Origin of the sequence: Aquitalea aquatilis, from assembly GCF_005155025.1 — a bacterium.
Classification (GTDB): domain Bacteria; phylum Pseudomonadota; class Gammaproteobacteria; order Burkholderiales; family Chromobacteriaceae; genus Aquitalea; species Aquitalea aquatilis.
The window spans coordinates 3,966,314-3,987,845 of the sequence record NZ_CP039731.1 but is presented as its reverse complement, the minus strand read 5'-3'; the positions used below and the strand labels follow the sequence as shown (position 1 = coordinate 3,987,845).

General features: G+C 60.9%; 18 protein-coding genes. 14 read left to right on the top strand and 4 right to left on the bottom strand.

What is annotated here, in order from left to right; genetic code table 11:
* Nucleotides 1-44 precede the first annotated feature (44 nt).
* Complete coding sequence (locus FAZ30_RS18545; protein ID WP_124643720.1) at nt 45-1,262, bottom strand: alkaline phosphatase family protein; 1,218 nt, start codon at nt 1,260-1,262, stop codon at nt 45-47.
* 76 nt (nt 1,263-1,338) lie between these two features.
* Between FAZ30_RS18545 and FAZ30_RS18540 the strand changes: the two genes are divergently transcribed.
* The gene (locus FAZ30_RS18540; protein ID WP_124643721.1) at nt 1,339-1,686 is read left to right on the top strand and encodes a YkgJ family cysteine cluster protein; all 348 of its coding nucleotides are present in this window, start codon (nt 1,339-1,341) and stop codon (nt 1,684-1,686) included.
* Between the two features lie 236 nt (nt 1,687-1,922).
* On the opposite strand, the gene FAZ30_RS18535 is transcribed toward FAZ30_RS18540, so the two are convergent.
* Complete coding sequence (locus tag FAZ30_RS18535) at nt 1,923-3,104, bottom strand: acetyl-CoA C-acetyltransferase (RefSeq protein ID WP_124643722.1); 1,182 nt, start codon at nt 3,102-3,104, stop codon at nt 1,923-1,925.
* A gap of 79 nt (nt 3,105-3,183) precedes the next feature.
* A complete protein-coding gene (locus FAZ30_RS18530; protein ID WP_370449641.1) occupies nt 3,184-4,896 on the bottom strand; it encodes a PHA/PHB synthase family protein in 1,713 nt (570 codons plus the stop codon).
* A 447-nt stretch (nt 4,897-5,343) separates the two neighbouring features.
* On the opposite strand from FAZ30_RS18530, the gene FAZ30_RS18525 reads away from it, so the two are divergent.
* From FAZ30_RS18525 to FAZ30_RS18515, 3 genes are read left to right on the top strand one after another with little or no spacing between them, the layout of a single operon-like run.
* Entirely contained in the window at nt 5,344-5,997 is a 654-nt protein-coding gene (locus FAZ30_RS18525) for a fumarylacetoacetate hydrolase family protein (RefSeq protein WP_124643724.1), read from the top strand.
* The gene (locus tag FAZ30_RS18520) at nt 5,994-6,401 is read left to right on the top strand and encodes an RNA-binding S4 domain-containing protein (protein WP_124643725.1); all 408 of its coding nucleotides are present in this window, start codon (nt 5,994-5,996) and stop codon (nt 6,399-6,401) included. The genes FAZ30_RS18525 and FAZ30_RS18520 overlap by 4 nt, the downstream gene beginning before the upstream one ends.
* 56 nt (nt 6,402-6,457) lie before the next feature.
* Nucleotides 6,458-7,651, top strand: a complete 1,194-nt coding sequence (locus tag FAZ30_RS18515) for an MFS transporter (RefSeq protein ID WP_124643726.1) — start codon at nt 6,458-6,460, stop codon at nt 7,649-7,651.
* Here the strand turns inward: FAZ30_RS18515 and FAZ30_RS18510 are convergent.
* Complete coding sequence (locus FAZ30_RS18510) at nt 7,635-8,417, bottom strand: helix-turn-helix transcriptional regulator (protein ID WP_124643727.1); 783 nt, start codon at nt 8,415-8,417, stop codon at nt 7,635-7,637. The two genes, FAZ30_RS18515 and FAZ30_RS18510, sit on opposite strands and share 17 nt — an antisense overlap.
* A 232-nt stretch (nt 8,418-8,649) precedes the next feature.
* Here FAZ30_RS18510 and leuC point away from each other — a divergent pair, with 232 nt between their 5' ends.
* From leuC to truA, 10 genes are all read left to right on the top strand, one after another.
* The gene (gene leuC / locus FAZ30_RS18505; protein ID WP_124643728.1) at nt 8,650-10,056 is read left to right on the top strand and encodes a 3-isopropylmalate dehydratase large subunit; all 1,407 of its coding nucleotides are present in this window, start codon (nt 8,650-8,652) and stop codon (nt 10,054-10,056) included.
* A gap of 21 nt (nt 10,057-10,077) precedes the next feature.
* On the top strand, nt 10,078-10,230 hold the full coding sequence (locus tag FAZ30_RS18500; RefSeq protein ID WP_124643729.1) for an entericidin EcnAB: 153 nt from the start codon (nt 10,078-10,080) through the stop codon (nt 10,228-10,230).
* Nucleotides 10,231-10,257: 27 nt separating this feature from the next.
* A complete protein-coding gene (leuD, locus tag FAZ30_RS18495; RefSeq protein ID WP_137010009.1) occupies nt 10,258-10,902 on the top strand; it encodes a 3-isopropylmalate dehydratase small subunit in 645 nt (214 codons plus the stop codon).
* A gap of 12 nt (nt 10,903-10,914) precedes the next feature.
* Nucleotides 10,915-11,676, top strand: coding sequence for a class I SAM-dependent methyltransferase (locus tag FAZ30_RS18490; RefSeq protein WP_124643731.1), 762 nt, complete (start codon nt 10,915-10,917; stop codon nt 11,674-11,676).
* A 42-nt stretch (nt 11,677-11,718) separates the two neighbouring features.
* Entirely contained in the window at nt 11,719-12,783 is a 1,065-nt protein-coding gene (gene leuB, locus FAZ30_RS18485; RefSeq protein ID WP_124643732.1) for a 3-isopropylmalate dehydrogenase, read from the top strand.
* Nucleotides 12,784-12,925: 142 nt separating this feature from the next.
* Nucleotides 12,926-14,032, top strand: coding sequence for an aspartate-semialdehyde dehydrogenase (asd, locus tag FAZ30_RS18480; protein WP_124643733.1), 1,107 nt, complete (start codon nt 12,926-12,928; stop codon nt 14,030-14,032).
* Nucleotides 14,033-14,168: 136 nt separating this feature from the next.
* Complete coding sequence (locus FAZ30_RS18475) at nt 14,169-15,170, top strand: aspartate-semialdehyde dehydrogenase (protein ID WP_137010008.1); 1,002 nt, start codon at nt 14,169-14,171, stop codon at nt 15,168-15,170.
* A 153-nt stretch (nt 15,171-15,323) separates the two neighbouring features.
* Nucleotides 15,324-17,702, top strand: coding sequence for a motility hub landmark protein FimV (locus tag FAZ30_RS18470; protein ID WP_124643735.1), 2,379 nt, complete (start codon nt 15,324-15,326; stop codon nt 17,700-17,702).
* A 151-nt stretch (nt 17,703-17,853) separates the two neighbouring features.
* Nucleotides 17,854-20,520 (top strand): type IV pilus assembly protein FimV, encoded by a 2,667-nt coding sequence (locus FAZ30_RS20650; RefSeq protein ID WP_199731003.1) that lies wholly within the window; start codon nt 17,854-17,856, stop codon nt 20,518-20,520.
* A 222-nt stretch (nt 20,521-20,742) separates the two neighbouring features.
* Complete coding sequence (truA, locus tag FAZ30_RS18460) at nt 20,743-21,531, top strand: tRNA pseudouridine(38-40) synthase TruA (protein WP_124643736.1); 789 nt, start codon at nt 20,743-20,745, stop codon at nt 21,529-21,531.
* Nucleotide 21,532 lies beyond the last annotated feature (1 nt).

Sequence of the window (21,532 nt, the reverse complement as noted above, 5' to 3'; positions counted from 1 at the left end):
ATGTGCTGCCCTGCCTGTGGTATTCGCCGCAGGCAGGATGGGCGCTAATCCTTCCGGGGTAGGCGCAGGATGAGCGGCACGGTCATTTCCGCCGCGGTTACCCCACCGTGCTGGCCGGGTAGATAGAGCGGTTTTTCCTGTGGCAGCGTATCGCGAATACTCCAGTCCTCCTTGGCCAGCAGGGTGACCTCACCCATGCGTTGCGCCAGTTGCGGATGCTCAGGGCCTGGGCCGAACGCGCCGCCAGCCAGCAGCTGTTCACTCTCGATCACCCAGCAGGCGTGGCCTATTTGCTGTTGTGCCAGGCTGATGAAGCGCTGCTGCAAACCGGGCTGGAGATGGCAAAACACCGCGCGCCGTTCGCCAGACAAGGGTTGGGCCAGCATGGCGTACAGCGCGGGAAATTCTTCGTCCAGGCTGATCTGCCGCTGACGTGGCGTGTCGATAAAGCCATGATCGGCCGTGGCCAGCAAGACGCAATCAGCCTGGTCGGCAATGGCGGCCAGGCTGGCAAATCCCTGGTCAATCTGCGCGAACAGCTCGCCCACCGCGCTGCTGTGCGTGCCGTGACGGTGCATCAGGCTGTCCAGTTGCGGCAGATACAGATAATGAAAATAGGGTGCTGTTTCTGTTTTCAGGCAGGCAGCCAGCAGTGTGAAAGCCTCGTCCAGGCTGCGATAGCTGCGGCGCTGGGCCGAACCGGCATGGTGCAGGCTGTAGAGGGAGTCGGCAATGTAGTGCGGCTGTAGTATCTGCACCCACCGGCCGAGTTGTGGCAGCAAGGGCGGGCAAACCAGCAGGCGACTGGCCAGTTCCTGTGGCGTAGACCTGCTATTGGCCGGGTGGCGCACGGTGAGTGGCAGTGGCGCGACAATTTCCGCTGGCGTATTGCCGCCGCCATCGCTGTACAGGTGCCAACCCACCAGGCCATGGCTGGCAGGGGACTGGCCGGTCATCAGGCTGGTAATGGCTGCTGCGGTGGTGGCCGGAAAGACTGAGGTCAGCGTGGCAAGCTGATGGTGGTACAGCTGGCTGCGCGGCCCCAGACCGGCCAGCTGCCGTGTGCCCAGCCCGTCGATCAGGATCAATACCACATGGCGGTGCCGGCCAATGCCCGCCAGCCATGGCTGGCAGAGTGCCGGGACGCCGGTTTGTGGGCCGCCCAGTTCGCTGGACAGGCTGGCGGTCAGGTTGAGCAGGCTGCCGCCGTGGTAATCGGGCCAGTGGCTGCCGGGGCAGAGGTTAGAAAGCAAGGAGGGCATGCAAGGCTCGCAAGGCTGCTGAATTTCCCCCAGCTTACAGGCATACTGTGGCCTCTTGAATTCTCTGTTTCCCGCTATGCCTTCATCCGAGCAAAACATATGTCAACGCTGCGGGGCCTGTTGCGCTGCATTCCGTGTCAGCTTTCATCATTCCGAACTGGATAGTGAACCGGGTGGTCGGGTGCCTGCGCGGCTGGCCGATGAGGAAACCCGCAGCACGGTACGCATGCGTGGCACCGATTATGCCCGCCCGCGCTGCATTGCCCTGATCGGCAAGGTGGGTGAGTCGGTTAGCTGTGGCATTTACAGTGAGCGACCATCCCCCTGCCGTGAATTCGGTGCGCGTGCCAGCATCGGCGTATATGAAGAAGCGTGTAATCGGGCGCGTGCCCAGCATGGCTTGCCGCCACTGCAACTGGACTGAAGGCCGGTTATATTGCGCTGGGAAATTTCCCGGTCCCATCTATGCTGAAGAAACCTTCCAGACAGTATTGCAGAGTGGATTGTCTGGCGGTGTGAAGTCTCCACCTCGGTCAGCCAGCAGGGCGGTTGACCGAACCTGCCCCGGCCAGAGTGCCGGGGTTTTTTTGTGGGTGGCCACCCATGAAGAAACCGGGCTGTGCGCCCGGTTTCTTGGTATGGCAAGTCAGGTTTTGCTGCTTACGGACGTTCTACCGCCAGTGCAACACCCATGCCGCCGCCGATACACAGGGTAGCCAGGCCTTTCTTGGCATCGCGACGCTGCATTTCGTGCAGCAAGGTCACCAGTACGCGGCAGCCGGAGGCACCAATCGGGTGGCCCAGTGCAATGGCGCCGCCATTGACGTTGACCTTGTCGGCAGACCAGCCCAGTTCACGGGCGACGCCCAGTGCCTGTGCGGCAAAGGCTTCGTTGGCTTCTACCAGATCCAGCTGCTCTACCGTCCAGCCGGCTTTTTCCACAGCCTTGCGGGTGGCGGCAACCGGGCCGATACCCATGATTTCCGGGGCGCAGCCGGTGAGGGCGTAGCCACGAATCACGGCCAGCGGCTTCAGGCCCAGTTGGTCGGCCTTGGCTGCAGTCATCAGCATGACGGCGGCCGCGCCATCATTGATGCCGGAGGCGTTGCCGGCGGTCACGGTGCCATCTTTCTTGAAGGCCGGGCGCAGCTTGGCCAGCGTTTCGGCCGTGGTGCCGACCTTGATGTATTCGTCGGCATCGACTGCTACCGGATCGCCCTTGCGCTGCGGCACCAGGACCGGAACGATTTCATCCTTGAACTTGCCGGCTTTCTGAGCAGCTTCAGCGCGGTTTTGCGAGGCCAGTGCCAGTGCATCCTGTTCTTCGCGGCTGATACCGTATTTTTCGGCCACGTTTTCGGCGGTGATGCCCATGTGGTACTGGTTGTAGGCATCGGTCAGGCCGTCAGCCACCATGGTGTCCACCAATTGGGCATTGCCCATGCGGAAGCCGTCACGCGAGCCCGGCAGGATGTGCGGCGACAGCGACATGCTTTCCTGGCCACCGGCAATCACGATTTCGGCATCGCCATTGGCAATGGCCTGGGCTGCCAGATGCACGGCGCGCAGGCCGGAGCCACATACCACATTGAGGGTGGACGCCGGAGTGGAGATGGGCAGGCCAGCCTTGATCAGGGCCTGGCGGGCCGGGTTCTGGCCGGCACCGGCGGTGAGTACCTGACCCAGAATCACTTCGCTGACGTCTTCCGGCTTGACGCCGGTCTGGGCCAGCAGGCCCTTGATGACGGTCGCGCCCAGTTCCGGAGCCGGAACCTTGGCCAGTGCACCACCAAAGCTGCCTACGGCAGTACGCAGGGCTGCAACAATTACGACATCTTGCATAGTTAATTCTCCGTTATGGTTTTGGGGTGGCCCCTGTCTGGAGCCAGTGCCCGGCGTTCATGCGCCGGGCATCAGGTGATTATTGCAGGCTGGCTACCGTGCTGGGCATGGCCTTGGCCAGAACGTAAGTGCCAGGTGCTGCGACCAGTGCCGGGAATTCCTTGCTGCCGGCAGTCTTGGGCGCGGCAACCTTTTTGCCGGACTGCGGGGCAAGCCAGTTGTCCCAGTCTTTCCACCAGCTACCCGGGCGGCTTTCCGCACCTTCCAGCCAGGCTTCCGGATCCTCCGGCAGGTTTTCATTCACCCAGTAGTTGCGCTTGTCCTTGGTCACCGGGTTGATGGAGCCGGCGATGTGGCCGGATGCACCCAGCACAAAGCGGCGCGAGGCGGCTCCGGTCAGGTACTTGATGCCGGAGAAGGCCGACTTCCACGGTACGATGTGGTCTTCGCGCGCAGCAAATACATAGAGCGGAATGTCCAGCTTGCTGATGTCGATGGGCACGTCGCACAGGGTGATGGCGTTTTTCTTGACCAGCGCATTGTTCAGGTAGAACTGGCGCAGGAAGAAGGTATGCATCGGCAACGGCAGGTCGACTGCGTCGTTGTTCCAGTACAAGAGGTCGAACGGTGCCGGGGTCTTGCCCATCAGGTAGTTGTTGACTACATAGTTCCACACCAGATCGTTGGCACGCAGGCTGGCAAAAGTACGGCCGATTTCCTTGCCGCTGATGATGCCGCCATGGGCCAGCTTGGCCTCGCGGCTCTGTACCAGCTTGTCATCGATGAAGACCTTGATCTCGCCCGGATCTTCGTGGTCGATCAGCGAGGTCATGAAGGTGGCACTGTCGATCAGCTTGATGCCCCTGGCCTGCATGACGCACAGCGAGGTATTGAGGATGACGCCACCGACACAGAAGCCCAGTGCGTTCATGCTGGGCTGCTTGGTGATTTTCTTCACGGTTTCCGCAGCGGCAATCACACCCTTCTCGATATAGCTTTCCCAGGTGAAATGCTTCATTTCCGGGACGGCAGAACGCCAGCTGATCAGGAATACCTTGTAACCCTGGGCGACAAAGTGACGCACCATGGAGTTGTCCGGCTGCAGGTCCATCAGGTAGTACTTGTTGATGCAGGGCGGTACGATCAGCAGCGGCTTTTCGTACACTTCGCTGGTGGTCGGCGTGTACTGGATCAGTTCGATCAGCTCATTGCGGAACACCACTTCGCCGGGGGTGGTGGCGATATTCTTGCCGATCTCGAACTTGCTTTCGTCCGACATCGAGATATGGCCCTTCTGGAAGTCATCGGCCATGTTCTTCATGCCTTCCACCAGGCTTTCGCCCTTGGTTTCCAGCGCCCGCTTGATCACTTCCGGGTTGGTCAGCATGAAGTTGGTGGGGGCCATCGCGTCCAGATACTGACGGGTGGCAAAAGCCAGTTTTTCCTTGGATTCTTCTTCCAGCTGGGATTGATCGACCAGCTCGGTCATCCATTTGGATGTCTGCAGATAGCTTTGCTTGAGGAAGCTGTAAAAGGGGTGTTCATTCCATTCCGGGGCGGCGAAGCGGCGGTCACCTGCGGGTGCGGCCGGTGCGGCCGGTGCGGCACCGGCGGCGGGGGCCTTCTGGCCCAGAAACTGCATCCACATATTCATCTGCTGCTGGTACAGATTGGTTTGCATGGCCAGCAGCTGATTGGTGTTGTTCACCATCTGGTTCCAGGCGCCGGAAATCGGATTGGCGGCCGCGTCCAGCGGCATGCCTGCGGTCATCGAATTGACAAACTGCTGCATCCACTGCTGATTGGCCTCGGAGAGGCTGGAGAAGAAGCTCTCCAGGGAAGTGGTCGTGTCCTGAGTCAAGGTAAATCTCCTTAACATGCCGTGAGAGGTGGATGGATACGTCCTGCCCGGGTCGGTCGGGGTGTGCCGCCGCCAGGGGGTACTCGCTGACTGTAACAGGACTGTATGACATTTTCACCGGGTGAAGGTAGGCCGGATGGAAAAAATCCACAGCGGGGGAAGGGCTGTTGCGGCAATGCACAAATCATGTCCATGTCCTTAACCCAATTGCCGTAAAACATAACCCCCGGTTACCGCCGCCGACTGTACCGGCAGAAACGACAAAGTGCTGCATGCTAACAGAGTACACAGCGTAAATGACAAAAGGATAGCTATTGCATTGCCCCAAGTGGGGTCACATCTGGGATAATCGACGGCCTGAATCGGGAGAATTTCACTATGGCAGTGGTCAGACTGAATGGCGTCGAACAGCGTGTCGGCAATATTTTCTGCATCGGGCGTAATTACGCCGCACATGTGGCCGAACTGGGCAATCAGCTGGAAGAAGAGCCGCTGGTGTTTCTCAAGCCCAGCTCGGCGCTGACGCTTGGTGGGCAGGCCATCAGCCTGCCGGCTTATTCGGCTGATGTGCACCATGAGTGCGAGCTGGTGCTGCTGGTGGGCCGGGGTGGGCGCGATATCGCCGAGGCTGATGCGCTGTCGCATATTGCTGCTTATGGCATCGGTCTGGACCTGACCGCCCGCGATGTGCAGAGCGAGGCCAAGCAGCACGGCAAGCCGTGGACCAAGGCCAAGGGTTTTCGCCATGCGGCCTGCGTGTCGGATTTTGTCGCGGCAGAGGCGGTTGATGCCGGCAAGCCGTTTACCTTCAGCCTGCAAGTGAATGGTGTCATTCGCCAGCGTGGCGATACCAGCCTGATGCTGTTTCCGCTGGCCACCATCATCAGCTATCTGTCGCAAGTGTATGGGCTGACCGACGGCGACCTGATCTATACCGGCACCCCGCAGGGCGTGGCAGCCCTGCAGCCGGGAGATGTCGTGCAGGCACAGCTGGATGGTCTGGTGACGGCCGACTGGACGGTGTCAGCATGAGCCGGCAAACCCAGGCGGAAGACGACGACAAGGTGCGGCTGGACAAATGGCTGTGGGCGGCGCGTTTTTATAAAACCCGCCAGCTGGCACACGAGGCGCTGGAGCTGGGGCGGGTGCTGGTGGGCGGTGAGCGGGTCAAGGCTTCGCGTATCGTGCGCGAAGGGGATGAGCTGCTGCTGCGTATCAATCAGCTGGAGTACCGCATTACCGTGCTGCAACTGGCCACCCAGCGTCGTCCGGCCAAGGAGGCGGTGCTTATGTACTGTGAAGATGAGGCGGGACGGCAGGCGCGCGAGGAGCGCATGCTGCTGCTCAAGGCCGAGCATGCCAGTTTTCCGCATGGCGATGGCCGTCCCACCAAGAAAGCCCGACGTGATATCACGCGCTTCAAGGGCACCCTGTAATCGCAAGTACACCATGCCTGGGTGGCATGGTGTGTTGCCTGTTTGATTGTGGTCTGATGTCTGCTCCATCTGCTGTGCCATCCGCTGCGGCGGCACCTTCGCTGCGACCGTTCGCGCTGTTCTACTTTGCCTATTTCGCCTTTCAGGGTTTGTTCGGGCCGTTCTGGGGCCTGTACCTGGAGTCCTTGTCCTTCTCTGCCTTGCAGATTTCCGTCCTGATGGCCCTGTCCACGCTGGCGCGTATTGCGGCGCCCGGTTTCTGGGGCTGGCTGGCCGATCGCCAGGGGCGTCGGCGTGCCATCATCATCAGCACTTCGCTGTGCTCGGCACTGGCCTTTGCCTTTGTCGGGCTGGGGCAGGGCTTCTGGTGGATTTTCATCAGCCTGGCGGTGTCGCACTTTTTCTGGGCTGGTGCATTGCCACTGGTCGAGGCCAGTACCGCCTATCTGACACGGGCGCAACCGGGGCGCTATAGCCGGGTGCGGGTGTGGGGGTCGATCGGTTTTGTCTGCCTGTCCATGGTGGGTGGCTATGTGCTGGACCTGATCCATCTGGCCAATCTGCCCTGGGCGCTGTTGTGCTTGCTGGTGCTAATTGTGCTGGCCGGCTGGCTGGTGCCGGATGTGGCCTCGCATCGCCAGCAGGCTGCTGCAGCCCCCATCTGGCACACGCTGCGCCAGCCCAGAGTGCTGGCCCTGTTTGGCTGCTGCTTCCTGATGGCGTATGCCCACGGGCCTTACTACACCTTCTACTCCATCGGCCTGCGCCATGCCGGCTATGCCCAGGGGGCCATCGGCCTGCTGTGGTCGGTGGGGGTGATCAGTGAAATCCTGGTCTTCCTGCTGATGCCGCGCATCATGGGGCGATTTTCGCTGGAGCGGCTGATGCTGGCGTCCTTGCTCACCGCCGTGCTGCGTTTCCTGCTGATTGCCACGGTGGTCGATCATCCAGCATGGGCGGTACTGGCGCAAAGCATGCACGCGCTCACTTTCGGCCTGCATCACGCCACCTCGGTGGGCCTGATTCACCGCTTCTTTGCCGAGCAGCACCAGGGGCGGGCGCAGGGGCTGTACATCATTGCCTCCTTCGGCATCGGTGGCAGCACCGGTGGGCTGGTCGGCGGTGTGTTGTGGCCGCACGGCGGCATGTTGCTCACCTTTGGCATGTCGGTGCTGGCGGCGGCGCTGGGTGTGCTGCTGTGCTGGCGCTATTTGCGGCCACCGGCTGCCCGGCTTACTGCAGCAGCATGATGAGCTTGAGTTCGGCTGAGGCTGCCAGATTGAGTGTCAGCTGCTGATAGACCAGCCGGCCGCGTTGCGGATGATTGAAGGCACGTTCACCTCCTTCGCGGCCTTGTACATCGTGCTGTTGCCACAGACTGTCGAATTCCGCACTGCCCAGCCGCAGCGTGTCCACCCATTGCTGGATGGCGGTTTCATCCAGTCGCTCGCCGGCATCGGCGCGAAATTCCGCCACCATGCGCCTGGCCCGGGTCGGCCAGTCTTCCACCAGTTGGCGCGAGGCCGGCTGCAGGAACATGAAATCCAGCAGATTGTGCCGCGCCAGCGGCTGGTCCAGCCAGCCGCAGAACAAATCCTGTGCCAGGGGATTCCAGGCCAGGGCATTCCAGTTGCCATCCAGTACATAGGCGGGTGTTGCGATCACTTCGACCGCTGCAGCCAGCGCCTCGCGTGCCTGCGGGTTGCGCTCGGTCGGGCGTTCCTGCGGGTTTTTCAGTCCGGCGAGCTTGAACAGGTAATCGCGCTCGGCATGGGTCAGCAGCAGGGCATCGGCCAGCCGTGACAGCGTGGGTGCGGATACCGACTGGCTGCGGCCTTGCTCAATCCAGGTCAGCCAGGTGGGGCTGATGCCGCACAGGGCGGCGACCTCTTCGCGGCGCAAGCCCTTGGCGCGGCGACGCACTCCCGCCGGCAGGCCGGCTTGTTGCGGGCTGAGGCGCTCGCGGTGCGCGCGGATGAATTCACCCAGCGGGCTGGTGGTCTTGCTATGGCTCATGTGCTTTCCCCCGGAGGCAATCTCAACGTGGTAGTGTCAGTACTAGTATAAATGCTTATCTTGTACTAGGAAAAAAGCTGAGACATGATGTCAGGCAACAGCAGCCCTTGTGACTGCTGCCAGATGCACGAGGCCGGTTTCATCCGCCTTGTAGTGCCAGCTGGCAGCGTGACAGAATGACTGCCTTATCCGGCAAACCGGCGGCGCGGCCGCCATCAACGAGCAGGAAGCCATGACAGCACAAACTCTTTACGACAAGCTCTGGTCCAGCCATGTGGTGCGGGAAGAGGCCGACGGCACCGTACTTCTGTATATCGACCGCCACCTGGTGCACGAAGTGACCAGCCCACAAGCCTTTGAAGGCCTGAAGCTGGCCGGGCGCGGCCTGTGGCGGGTGGATTCGGTGGTGTCCACTGCCGACCACAACACCCCGACCGATCACTGGGACGAAGGCATCAAGGACCCGATTTCGCGCCAGCAGGTGGAAACCCTGGACGCCAATATCAAGTCCTTCGGTGCGCTGGCTTACTTCCCGTTCAAGGACAAGGGTCAGGGCATTGTGCATGTGATGGGGCCGGAGCAGGGTGCCACCCTGCCGGGGATGACCGTGGTCTGTGGCGACAGCCATACCTCTACCCATGGCGCTTTCGGTGCGCTGGCACACGGCATCGGTACCTCGGAAGTCGAGCACGTCATGGCGACCCAGTGTCTCGTGGCCAAGAAATCCAAGAACATGCTGGTGCAGGTGAATGGCCCGCTGGCTGCCGGCATCACTGGCAAGGACGTGGCGCTGGCAATCATCGGCAAGATTGGCACTGCTGGCGGTACCGGCTACGCCATCGAGTTTGGTGGCGAAGCCATCCGCAGCCTGTCGATGGAAGGGCGCATGACCTTGTGCAATATGGCCATCGAAGCGGGTGCCCGCTCCGGCATGGTGGCGGTGGATGAAAAAACCATCGACTACGTCAAGGGCCGCCCCTTTGCGCCGAGCGAAGCCGACTGGGATGCTGCCGTGGCCTACTGGAATACCCTGCACTCCGACGAAGGCGCGCATTTCGACGCCGTTGTCGAGCTGGATGCCGGCCAGATCAAGCCGCAAGTCACCTGGGGTACTTCGCCGGAAATGGTCACCGACATCGACGGCATCGTGCCGGACCCGGCCGCCGAAGCCGACCCGGTGAAGAAGGGCAGTATTGAACGCGCGCTGGCTTACATGGGTCTGACCGCCAATACCCCGGTGAAAGAGATTCCGGTCGACATCGTGTTTATCGGCTCCTGTACCAATTCCCGTATCGAAGACCTGCGTGAAGCCGCCGCTGTGGCACGTGGCCGCAGCAAGGCAGCCAGCGTGAAGCAGGTGCTGGTGGTGCCGGGCTCCGGTCTGGTGAAGGCACAGGCCGAGGCCGAAGGACTGGACAAGATTTTCATCGCCGCCGGTTTTGAATGGCGCGAGCCGGGTTGCTCCATGTGTCTGGCGATGAATGCCGACCGTCTGCAGCCGGGTGAGCGTTGTGCGTCTACCTCGAACCGCAACTTCGAAGGCCGTCAGGGGCAGGGTGGGCGTACCCATCTGGTCAGCCCGGCCATGGCGGCGGCGGCAGGGGTAACCGGCCATTTTGTCGACATCCGTCAGCTTTAATTCTGCGAAAGGAATTCATCCATGAAAAAAATTGCACTCAGCCTGTTTGTGACCATCCTGCTGTCTGCCTGCAATACCTTACACGGCGCGGGTGAAGACCTGAAACAAGGTGGCCAGGCTGTTGGTCATGGCATCCAGAAGGCCGGACAGGCCATCGAAAACGCTGCCCAGTAAGGGCAGCCAGATTCGGAAAGAATCCCAATGAAAGCATTCAATACACTCGACGGGCTGGTGTGCCCGCTTGATCGCGCCAACGTCGATACCGACGCCATCATCCCCAAGCAGTTTCTGAAGTCGATCAACCGTTCCGGCTTTGGCCCGAATCTGTTCGACGAGTGGCGCTATCTGGACCACGGCGAACCGGGCATGGACAACAGTGTGCGTCCGATTAATCCGGATTTCGTGCTCAACTTCCCGCGCTACGCCGGTGCCCAGGTATTGCTGGCACGGGAAAACTTTGGCTGTGGTTCCAGCCGCGAACACGCGCCGTGGGCGCTGGATGATCAGGGCTTCCGCGTGGTGATTGCGCCCAGCTTTGCCGACATCTTCTTCAACAACTGCTACAAAAATGGCCTGTTGCCCATCGTCCAGCCAGCCGAGGTGGTCGACCAGCTGTTCCGCGAATGCGCAGCCAATGAAGGCTACCGCCTGACGGTAGATCTGGCAGCGCAGACCATCACCACCCCGTCCGGTCAGTCGTTTGCTTTTGATGTCACCGAGCATCGCAAGCACTGCCTGCTGGGTGGCCTGGATGAAATCGGCCTTACCTTGCAACACGCCGACACCATCAAGACTTACGAGGCGGCGCGTCGCCAAAGCCAGCCCTGGTTGTTCCATCAGGCCTGATTGGAGAATGACATGAGCCAGAGCGCACACGCAGAGCACGTCCAACAGCAGTTTGGTGCCCAGGCCGCGGCCTACCTGCACAGCCAGGTACACGCCCAGGGCGCGGAGTTTGCCCAGCTACAGCAAGCCGTGCGTGAACACGGCGCGGCGCGGGTACTGGATCTGGGCTGCGGCGCTGGCCATGTCAGCTTCCAGATTGCCGAACACGCCGCCAGCGTGGTGGCCTATGACTTGTCGGCCAGCATGTTGCAGGTGGTGGCGGACGAGGCTGCATCGCGTGGCCTCGGCACGCTCACCACCCAGCAAGGCGCGGCCGAACGACTCCCTTTTGCCGATGGCGAATTCGACTTCGTGTTCAGTCGCTACTCCGCCCACCACTGGGGTGATCTGGCTCTGGCGCTGCGTGAAGCGCGCCGGGTGCTCAAGCCGGGTGGCCGGCTGGCCTTCATTGATGTGATGTCGCCCGGTCAGCCGCTGCTGGATACCTATCTGCAGACCGTCGAGGTGCTGCGTGATACCAGTCATGTGCATAACTACGCCATGGCCGAGTGGCTGAGCGCATTGTCCGGTGCCGGCTGGCAAGTGCAGCAGGTGACGCGGCAAAAGCTGCGGCTGGAATTTGGCGTATGGGTGGAGCGCATGCGTACGCCGGAAACCCTGCGTCAGGCCATTCGCCTGTTGCAGAAGTCCGTCGGCCAGGAAGTGCGCGATTACTACGCCATCGAGGCGGATGGCAGCTTTACGGTCGACGTGATCGTGCTGTGGGCGGCGTGAAGCATTCAAAAACAAACAAATACAGAAACCAAAGGATAAATCATGAAAATCGCCGTATTGCCGGGTGACGGCATTGGTCCGGAAATCATTGCCCAGGCCTGTCGCGTGCTGGATGTGCTGCGTCAGGATGGTCTGCCCATCGAACTGGAAGAAGCCCCGCTGGGTGGTGCTGGCTACGATGCCTATGGCGTGCCGTATCCGGAATTCACCCAGAAGCTGTGCCGCGCAGCCGATGCCGTGCTGCTGGGTGCCGTGGGCGGCCCGCAATACGACACGCTGGATCGTCCGCTGCGCCCCGAGCGTGGCCTGCTGGCCATCCGCAAGGACCTGAACCTGTTTGCCAACCTGCGTCCGGCCATCCTGTATCCGGAACTGGCCAATGCCTCCACCCTGAAGCCGGAAGTGGTGTCGGGCCTGGATATCATGATCGTGCGCGAACTTACCGGTGACATCTACTTTGGTCAGCCGCGCGGCATGGGCGTGAACGAGCAGGGCGAACGTGAAGCCTTCAACACCATGCGCTACAGCGAAAGCGAAGTGCGTCGCATCGCCCACGTTGCCTTCGGCATTGCCATGAAGCGCAACAAGAAGCTGTGTTCGGTGGACAAGGCCAATGTGCTGGAAACCACCGAGTTCTGGAAAGAAATCATGATCGACGTGGCGCGCGAATACCCGCAGGTGGAACTGAGCCACATGTATGTGGACAACGCCGCCATGCAGCTGGTGCGCAATCCCAAGCAGTTCGACGTGATGGTGACCGGCAATATTTTCGGCGACATCCTGTCCGACGAAGCGTCCATGCTCACCGGCTCCATCGGCATGCTGCCGTCTGCTTCGCTCGACCAGAACAACAAGGGTCTGTACGAACCTTCGCATGGTTCCGCCCCGGATATCGCTGGCAAGAACCTGGCCAATCCGCTGGCCACCATCCTGTCTGCCGCCATGATGCTGCGCTACACCTTTGCCCAGGAAGAAGCTGCCCAGCGCGTGGAAAACGCCGTCAAGCGCGTGCTGGCCCAAGGCTACCGCACCGGCGACATCTTCGAAGCGGGCTGCCAGAAAGTCAGCTGCTCCGGCATGGGTGACGCGGTGGTGGCAGCGCTGTAAAAAAAACTTCACCCGGATAGGGTTGACCCCATTGCCTCAGTCGCTATCGCGCTGCACAATGGAGTAATAAAAATACTTGGCCCGCTAACGCTTGCGTTGACGGGCCAATCGCAACTTTAGAGACAGATCCCAGGAGAAACCCGTGAAAGTAGGCTTTGTAGGCTGGCGTGGCATGGTTGGTTCCGTGCTGATGCAACGTATGCGTGAAGAGAACGATTTCGCTGTCATCAACGAACCGGTGTTCTTCACCACTTCCAATGTCGGTGGCAAAGGCCCGGACATCGGCCGTGACGTACCGGCATTGAAAGATGCCAAGAACATCGACGAACTGAAGGCCATGGACGCCATCGTCACCTGTCAGGGTGGCGACTACACCAGCGACATCTACCCGCAACTGCGCGCAGCCGGCTGGACTGGCTACTGGATCGATGCAGCTTCCACCCTGCGCATGGCGGACGATGCCGTCATCGTGCTGGACCCGGTTAACCGCAATGTGATCGATGCGGCACTGGCCAAGGGTGTGAAGGACTACATCGGCGGCAACTGTACCAACTCCATCATGCTGATGGGCATGGGCGGTCTGTTCCGTGAAGGTCTGGTGGAGTGGGTGTCTTCCATGACTTATCAGGCAGCTTCCGGTGGTGGTGCCAACCACATGCGCGAACTGCTCAAGGGCATGGGCGTGGTACACGCTGCCGTGGCCGACGAGCTGGCCACGCCGTCGTCTGCCATTCTGGACATCGACCGCAAGGTGGCTGCCGCCATCCGCGAAGACGTACCGACCGAATTCTTTGGTGCGCCGCTGGCTGGTGGTCTGATCCCCTGGATCGACAAGCAGCTGGACAATGGCCAGTCCAAGGAAGAGTGGAAGGGCCAGGCCGAGGTCAACAAGATTCTGGGCAACGAAGCCGCCATTCCGGTGGATGGCCTGTGCGTGCGCATCGGTGCCATGCGCTGCCACAGCCTGGCTCTGACCATTAAACTGAAAAAAGACCTGCCGCTGGCTGAAATCGAAGCCATCATCAAGTCGGGCAATGACTGGGTGAAGTGGGTACCGAACGACCGCGAAATCAGTGTCAAGGAACTGACCCCGGCTGCCATTACCGGCGGGCTGGAAGTGGGCGTCGGCCGTGTGCGCAAGCTGAACATGGGTGGCGAATACCTGTCGGCCTTCGTTATCGGTGACCAGCTGCTGTGGGGTGCGGCCGAACCGCTGCGCCGCATGCTGCGCATCCTGATCGAGCGCTGATTCGGCTTGACATGGTTGTAAGGCTTTAACCGGACTGTCGCCGGAATCGACTACACTGCAAAGGGCGCCTTAACGCGCCCTTTGCTTTTGGCTGAGGTACAATCAGCCTTTTCCAAGAATGTAAGGATTTATTCGGATGATGCAGCTTGCTGTGGTAGGTGCCGCTGGCCTGGTTGGCCAATCTGTTCTCGAACTGCTGGCCCAGCGCCAGTTCCCGGCGGAGCGGGTGTTTGCCGTGGATGGCCCGGAGCATGAAGCGTCTACCGTCAGCTATGGCAATCTGGAGCTGGATATTCGTCAGTTGGACGAGTTTGGTTTCGAGAATGTGGCGCTGGCGATTTTTGTTGCCGGCGACAGCGTGGCGCGTGAATACGTGCCGCAAGCGCGCGCAGCCGGGGTTACGGTCATCGATTTCAGCTCGGCCTTCCGCCTGGATGCCGAAGTGCCGCTGGTGGTGCCGGCAGTCAATGCCGAACAGCTGGCCGGCCTGGAAGCTGGTGCGCTGGTTGCGGTTCCCAATTGCACGGTCACCCCGCTGGCCATGGCGCTGCGCCCCTTGCTGCCCTTGCAGCCCAAGCGGCTGACCGTGGCAACTTATCAGTCGGTTTCCGGCAGTGGTCAAAAGGCCCTGGAAGAACTGGCCGAGCAAACCACCGCCTTGTTCTCGCAGCGCGAATCGGAAAATACCGTATTTGAAAAGCGTATCGCCTTTAATGTGCTGCCGCAGATTGGTGCGCTGGATGAGGACGGTATGGCGGAAGAAGAACGTTCGATCATGCTGGAATTGCGCCGGCTGTTGCAGCAAGCAGAATTGCCGATTGAGGCCACTGCAGTACGGGTGCCGGTTTTCTTCGGACATGCCTGGGCGGTTAGCCTGGAGGTCGCTGCTGATATTGATCTGGTACAAGTCAAAAATCGTCTGGTGGCGGCAGGATTGCAATGTGTCACGGCCGATCAGCATGGCGGCCATATTACGCCGATGGAAGCAACCGGTAATGACGGGGTATGGATCAGCCGCTTGCGCAAAACGGGAAATACCATTCAATTCTGGTTGGCGGCAGATAATGTGCGCGTTGGCGCGGCATTGAATTGCGTACTGGTTGCCGAGGCCATGTATAAAGCAGGCGTGTTTGAATAAATGTAAAGCCCCGGTTCATCCGGGGTTTTGTTGTTATGTAATCTAGCTAAAAGCTTGGCTAGGGCCTAAGATGGCACTAGTTGCCAGCTCTTTGCCTGCGATGGGCAAACCGAGCGAATAAGATCAAGACAAATAAGTGCCGGAAGGTAGACTGTGAATAATCAGGCAAAATTCAAGCTGAGCGTACTGGCGGTAGCCGTGGTTTGCTCGGCAAATGTATGGGCCGGACTTGGCAGGATCAATGTGCGATCCTTCCTGGGGGAAACCTTTCACGCGGACATCGAGCTGACCGGGGTGCGCTCGAATGAACTGGAAGGCGCACGCATCGGCCTGGCCAGTCCGGATACCTTCCGTGACCTGAATGTCGATTATGCCAGCACGATGTCGGCACTGCGTTTTCAGCTGGCTCCGTCGGCGCATGGTGCCATTATTCGCGTCAGTTCTGCCGTTCCCATCAATGATCCGTATTTACGCTTTGTCGTAGAGGCCAAAACCAGTGCCGGCCGTTCGGTGCGCGAATATACCGTGTTGCTTGATCCGTCCAGCTATAACGCTCCGCAATCCAAATCCATCGTGCAGGATGCCCCGCGCTACGCTGATGAAAACCTGTCCAGCCGCTATCAGGGCAAGCCGGGTAAAGCCAGCCGCAATACCAGCCATGGCGTGTTGCAGACGCGCTCCGGCTCGACCCTGCGCGGCATGGCTGCCAAGGCCGTTCCGCCGGGTGCCACGCTGGAGCAGACCATGGCAGCGCTGGTGCTGGCCAATCCGCATGCCTTCAGTGATGGCAATCCCAGTGCGCTGAAAGCAGGTATTACCCTGAAGCTGCCACCTGTTGCCAAGATCAAGTCGCTGTCTGCGGCGCGGGTCAATGCCATCCTGCGCCCTGACGGTGCTGCTGCGCCGACTACAGCAGTGGCCGATGCCAAGCCGCAAGCGCATGGTCAGGGCGGAGACGTTCTCAAGATATTGCCGCCGGACGCACTGGCCGGTCAGTCGAATCCCAAGCTTTCCGTACTGGAACAGCAGGTTTCTGCGCGTGAACAATCGCTGAAGGACGCCGAAGCCCGCATCTCGGCCTTGGAGCAGCAGCTCAAGGCCATGCAAAGCGGCAAGCCGCAAGCTTCTCAGCCGCAGGCCGAGGCCGCAGCGTCAGTAGCCGCTTCGATGCCAGCCACGGAAACGCTGCAGCCGGCCAGCATGCCGGTTGCCGAGGCTGCCCCTGCGCCGAAACCGGCCGTGGTGCACAAGCCGCTTGCGCCGCCGCCCCCTCCGCCCGAACCTTCCATGCTGGATCGCCTCATCGACAACCTGCCGCTGGTTGGTGGTGGTGTGGCCGGTGTTGGTCTGCTGGGGCTGCTGGGCGCGCTGATTGCCCGCCGCCGCAAAGCTGGTGCTTCCTCGCTGCAGCTGTCCACCCAGACCAATAATGCCGTGCTGGGGCGCGGCGCAGTCGGCAGTGGACCGCAAACAGTCAGTGGCGGTCACTCCTTCATGACCAATTTCACCCAGGCGTCCGGTGATATCGATGCAGCAGAAGTCGATCCGGTTGCCGAGGCTGAGGTGTATATGGCCTATGGGCGTGATGCGCAGGCTGAGGAAATCCTCAAGGATGCGCTGGCCAAGGATCCCTCACGCCAGGAAGTGCGTCAAAAACTGCTTGAGCTGTATGCCGCACGCCCGGACGCCGGCAATTTCGAAAAACTGGCGCGCGAGTTCCATGCCACTACCGATGGCAAGGGCCAGGCCTGGGCCAGGGTGGCTGCCATGGGGCTGGGTATTGATCCGGCCAATGCGCTGTATCAGTTGCCGGAAGACGCGGCCCCAGTGGAAAGTGCCGCCGCTGTTGACGACGGTATTATCGATCTGGATCGCGAACTGTTTGGCGATCTGCAGGCTGAGACGCCACCGCCAGCGGCAGTAGTCGAGCCGGAGCCGGCAGCAGACCCGTTGCGCGCAGCCTTGTTTGAAGAAGATGCCCCCGTGTCCGCGCCAGCCGTGGCGGATGCCAATATGCTGGATTTCGATCTGGATGCCGAACTGGCAGCCGCTCCGCTGGTCGAGCCTGTCGCTGCACCAAGCCTGGCCGAGCCAGCCGCGGCCGATACCAATTTGCTGGATTTTGATTTCAACCTGGATGGCCTGGCTGCTGAAATGGCCGCCGACAACCAGGGCCAGCCGGAAACCGGCACCCTCGAGCTGCCGGCTTCTGCCGCTAGCACGGATGGTTTTGAATCGCTGTATGAAGACATGGTGGCTGCCACGCCGGCAGCAGCGCCAGCGGCACCTGCTGAAACAGCAGCGGTCAGTGCTGCTCCGGTGGTCGCACCTGCACCCGAACCTGCACCGGTCGTGGCCGAGGGCATGACCCTGCTGGATGATCCTTTGTCTACCAAGCTTGATCTGGCCAAAGTTTATCTGGACATGGGCGACCGCGACGGTGCCCGTGAAGTGTTGCAGGATCTGGTCGGAGAAGCACAAGGAAGTTTGAAACAAGAAGCCCAGGCTTTACTTACCAAAATCAGCAGCTGATGCGCCGAGCTTGTCGATCAGGTCCAGTTTTGTGATGCCAGCCGCGCTGTTTTGCAATATTGTCGGTTTTACTATTGAATGGCACACGTTTTAGCCGGGTAGTTCATTAGCAATAAAACCTGCCTAAGCAGGAATCGGGGAAGTCCGGATCATGGCTTCAAAACATAGCATGACCTTGCTCGCCATTTTGTTGGCCGGCATGGGCTCTGCAGGATCGGCCTTGGCCGGCCTGGGGTCGATTCATGTCCTGTCTTCGGAAGGTCAGCCTTTTGAAGCGGAAATTCCCGTGGTGGACGAAGATCCGCAAGGGAATGTGCTGGTCAGCCTGGCTGATCGCAACAAATATCCGCTGGTGTCGACTTATAGCCAGTCGGCACCGGTGCTGAAGTTTTCTGCCATTCGCAAAGCGGATGGCGGTATTCAGAAGATTCTGGTCAAAGGCCCCAGCCATTTCGATGAAGCACTATTGCGCTTTGCCGTGGAAATGAACTGGCCAGCCGGGCGTCTGGTGCGTGAATTCGAAGTTGATTACCAGCGGGATGGCCCGCCGCGCAAGGACAAGCAGCCGGCTCATGATGATACCGTCAAGAAAACCGCCGTCTCGCCAGACCTGATGCCCCGCCTGAGCAGCCTCGGTCTGGGCGAACTCAAGGTTAAGTCCAAGCTGGGCGAGCCGCTGGTGGCCGAGCTGGAGCTGTTTGGTACTGCCGTCAAGCAGACTGACAATGTTCGGGTGGCACTGGCTGCCGATAGCCTGCAAGGCGCACCCAGCGGCGAGCAATTGCAACTGATTGCCTCCATCTCGCACCAGATCAGCAAGTCGCCGGCTGGCAAATCCATGCTGCTGTTGCGCAGCAGTCAGCCTATGAATGACCCGGTGCTGGCTTTCCGCCTGGAAGTCGGGGCGGGCAATGTCCATGCGCAGAAACATTACAATCTGCTGCTGGACCCCAATGGTTACACCGTTGAAGAGCGTTCCATCAATCCGGTCAGCGCCGGCAAGAGTGCGCGTGCTGCGGAGAAGGTGCAGCCGCTGAAGGTATACCGGGTTCTGCATGGCGACACCTTGTCGCTGATCGCCTCCAGGGTAAAGGGCGGCGGTAACCCGGCTGATATCGCCAAGCGCTTGTATCGCAGTAATCCGGATGCATTCATCTCTGGTGACGTCAATCGCCTGCGCGCAGGTGCAGCCCTGAAGTACCCGGCCGACTGGCGTCTGGCCACGGCAGGTAATTCTCCGGCTGCAGCCGAGCCGCCCGCTGTGGCGCAAGAAGCGCCGGTGCCGGCAGCCAAAGCCCCGGCCAAGTCCGATGCTGTCACCCTCAAACCCATGAACAAGCCGCTTCCTGAAGCGGCCCATCCTGCAGCCAAGGTGGCAGCCTCGGCTCCCCAGGTGACCGCAGTCAAGGCGGTGGCGGTGGGTGGGGCTGACACTGCTCAGGAGGATCGCCTGAAAACCATCCTGCAAAAGCAGGATCAGGCCCTGTTACATGCCCAGCAGAAGACGCTGGAGCTGGAACAGAAAATCCGTAATCTGCAAATTGCCAAAGCCGCAACGGCCAGTACGGCTGCCGGTGAAACCCGCGTTGTGGCGAGTCAAGCGGCGGTGGCTGCCGTAGCCAGTCAGCCGGCTGCTGCCGTTGCTGCTGTGGCCAGCCAGCCTGCTGCAGTGCTTGCGTCTGCTCCGGCAGCGCAGCCCGTCAAGCCGGCGGAACCCGCTCATCCGCCAGTCAAGGCGGCCGCGCCGGTCAAGCCCGCTGTCGAGGCCCCGCCACCGTCATTCCTGGTGGATGACGTGCTGGACAGCCTGCGCAACAGTGGGGCGCTGATGTATGGCGGCGGTGCCGCTGCCGTCGGCCTGGGAGCCTTGCTGGTGGCGCAGCGCCTGCGGCAGCGTAAGGCAGCCGAGTCCGGCAGCAAGCCTGCCAGCAAGTCGTCTGCTGATAACGCATCCATGCTGACCATGGGGCCGTTGACCACCTTGATGAGTGGCATCAAGCGTGGTGAAGGTATCGATCTGGCCTCGGTTGACCTGATCGCCGAGGCAGAGGTCTACCTTGCCTATGGTCGCATCGACCAGGCGCTGGAAATCCTGCGCGAAGGTCTGGTGCGCGAACCGATGCGCCAGGATCTGCGCTACAAACTGCTGGAAGTCCTGGCCATGCAGCCGGACAGGGACGGCTTCATTGCCGAAGCGACCACGGCGCGGGGGATTTTCGGCAAGGACAGCACCTTGTGGATGCGGGTGTGTGAACTGGGCCGCACGCTGGCTCCGGAGCATCCGCTGTTTGATGCCAAGCCGGTTGCGGCAGCATCGCCGCTGAATCTGGAAGCCGTGCGCGTCAATTCGGCGGCAGCGCCGGTGGATGTTGCGGCTGAGGCCTTGGCTGAGGCTCCGGCTGAGCGTGTGCCACCGCTGGATCTGGCCGTTGAGCTGGGGGCGGTTGAACCCGAGCCGGAAGCACCGCTGGCCATGGACTTTCTGGACAAGCCGGCAGCCGGGCCCGCTCCGCTGCCGCCGGCTACCGAGCCCAATCCGGCCTTGAGTGGGCTGGATGCCTTTGCTTCGCTGGGTGAGCAGGAGCTGGAGAATGCGGTAAAGCAGGCACCGGAACCGATGTTGAGCATGGATTTCCTGTCTGATCTGCCTGCCTCGGTCAAGGTAGATCCACCTCTAGCGCCAGCTGCGGCAACGACGCAAGCCAAGTCGCAATCCGAGGCCAACGACAAGATGGAGCTGGCCAAGCTTTACCTGGAAATGGGCGACAAGGAAACGGCAGAAGCCCTGATGAAGGAAGCCGGCCAAACCGTTTCGTGACGCAGGACTGGCCGTAGCAAGCGGGGGAGCAGATGCTCCCCCGTTTTGCATTGTGCTGTGCTGCGGGTGATTTTTGCGTGGCAGCCGCCGGTGGCCGGCAGGCGGATCATGCAAGACGGCATGGCGTAAACCCCGCCGGATAGGGTAGAGTTGTCGTTTTAGCGTCTGCTGTCGGCTGCCTAGGCTGCCGACAGCGGAAGATGTTGCAAGCAAGGTGTGGGCATGAGAATAGCGCTCGGCATCGAGTATGACGGCCGGGCCTTTTCCGGCTGGCAGACTCAGCCGCATGGCAATACCGTCCAGGACAGATTGAACCGGGCCCTGAGCCAGATCGCCGGACAAGACATTACAACCCTGGCCGCAGGCCGTACCGATGCCGGCGTGCACGCCGCCATGCAGGTGGTGCATTTCGACAGCCAGATTACGCGCCCGCTCAATGCCTGGGTGCGCGGGGTCAATGCCCATCTGCCGCCCGAGGTGGCCGTGGTGTGGGCACGCGAGGTGGACGAGGGCTTTCACGCCCGCTTTTCCGCTTTTTCGCGCTCCTACAGCTATTTCCTGCTGACGCATCCGGTACGCCCCTGCCTGTTGGCCGGCAAGGTGGGCTGGTATCACCAGCCGCTGGATGTCGAGGCCATGCGCGAGGTTGCTGCCGTGTTGCTGGGTTCGCATGATTTTTCCAGCTTCCGCGCGGCGGAATGCCAGGCGAAAAGCCCGGTCAAGAACCTGCAGCAACTGGCGATCAGCGAGGAGGGCGGGCTGATCCGTTTCGATCTGCTGGCCGATGCCTTCCTGCACCACATGGTGCGCAATATCGTTGGTGCATTGCTGTATGTGGGCAAGGGCAGTCTGACAACGGCCGACCTGGAGGCGCTGCTGGCCGCACAGGACCGCACCCGTGCGCCGCCTACCTTCATGCCGGACGGGCTGTACCTGACCGGGGTCGGTTATCCGGCACAATACCAATTGCCATCGCAGACCGAGCCGGCCCGACTGGCCCTGTGGAGATGAT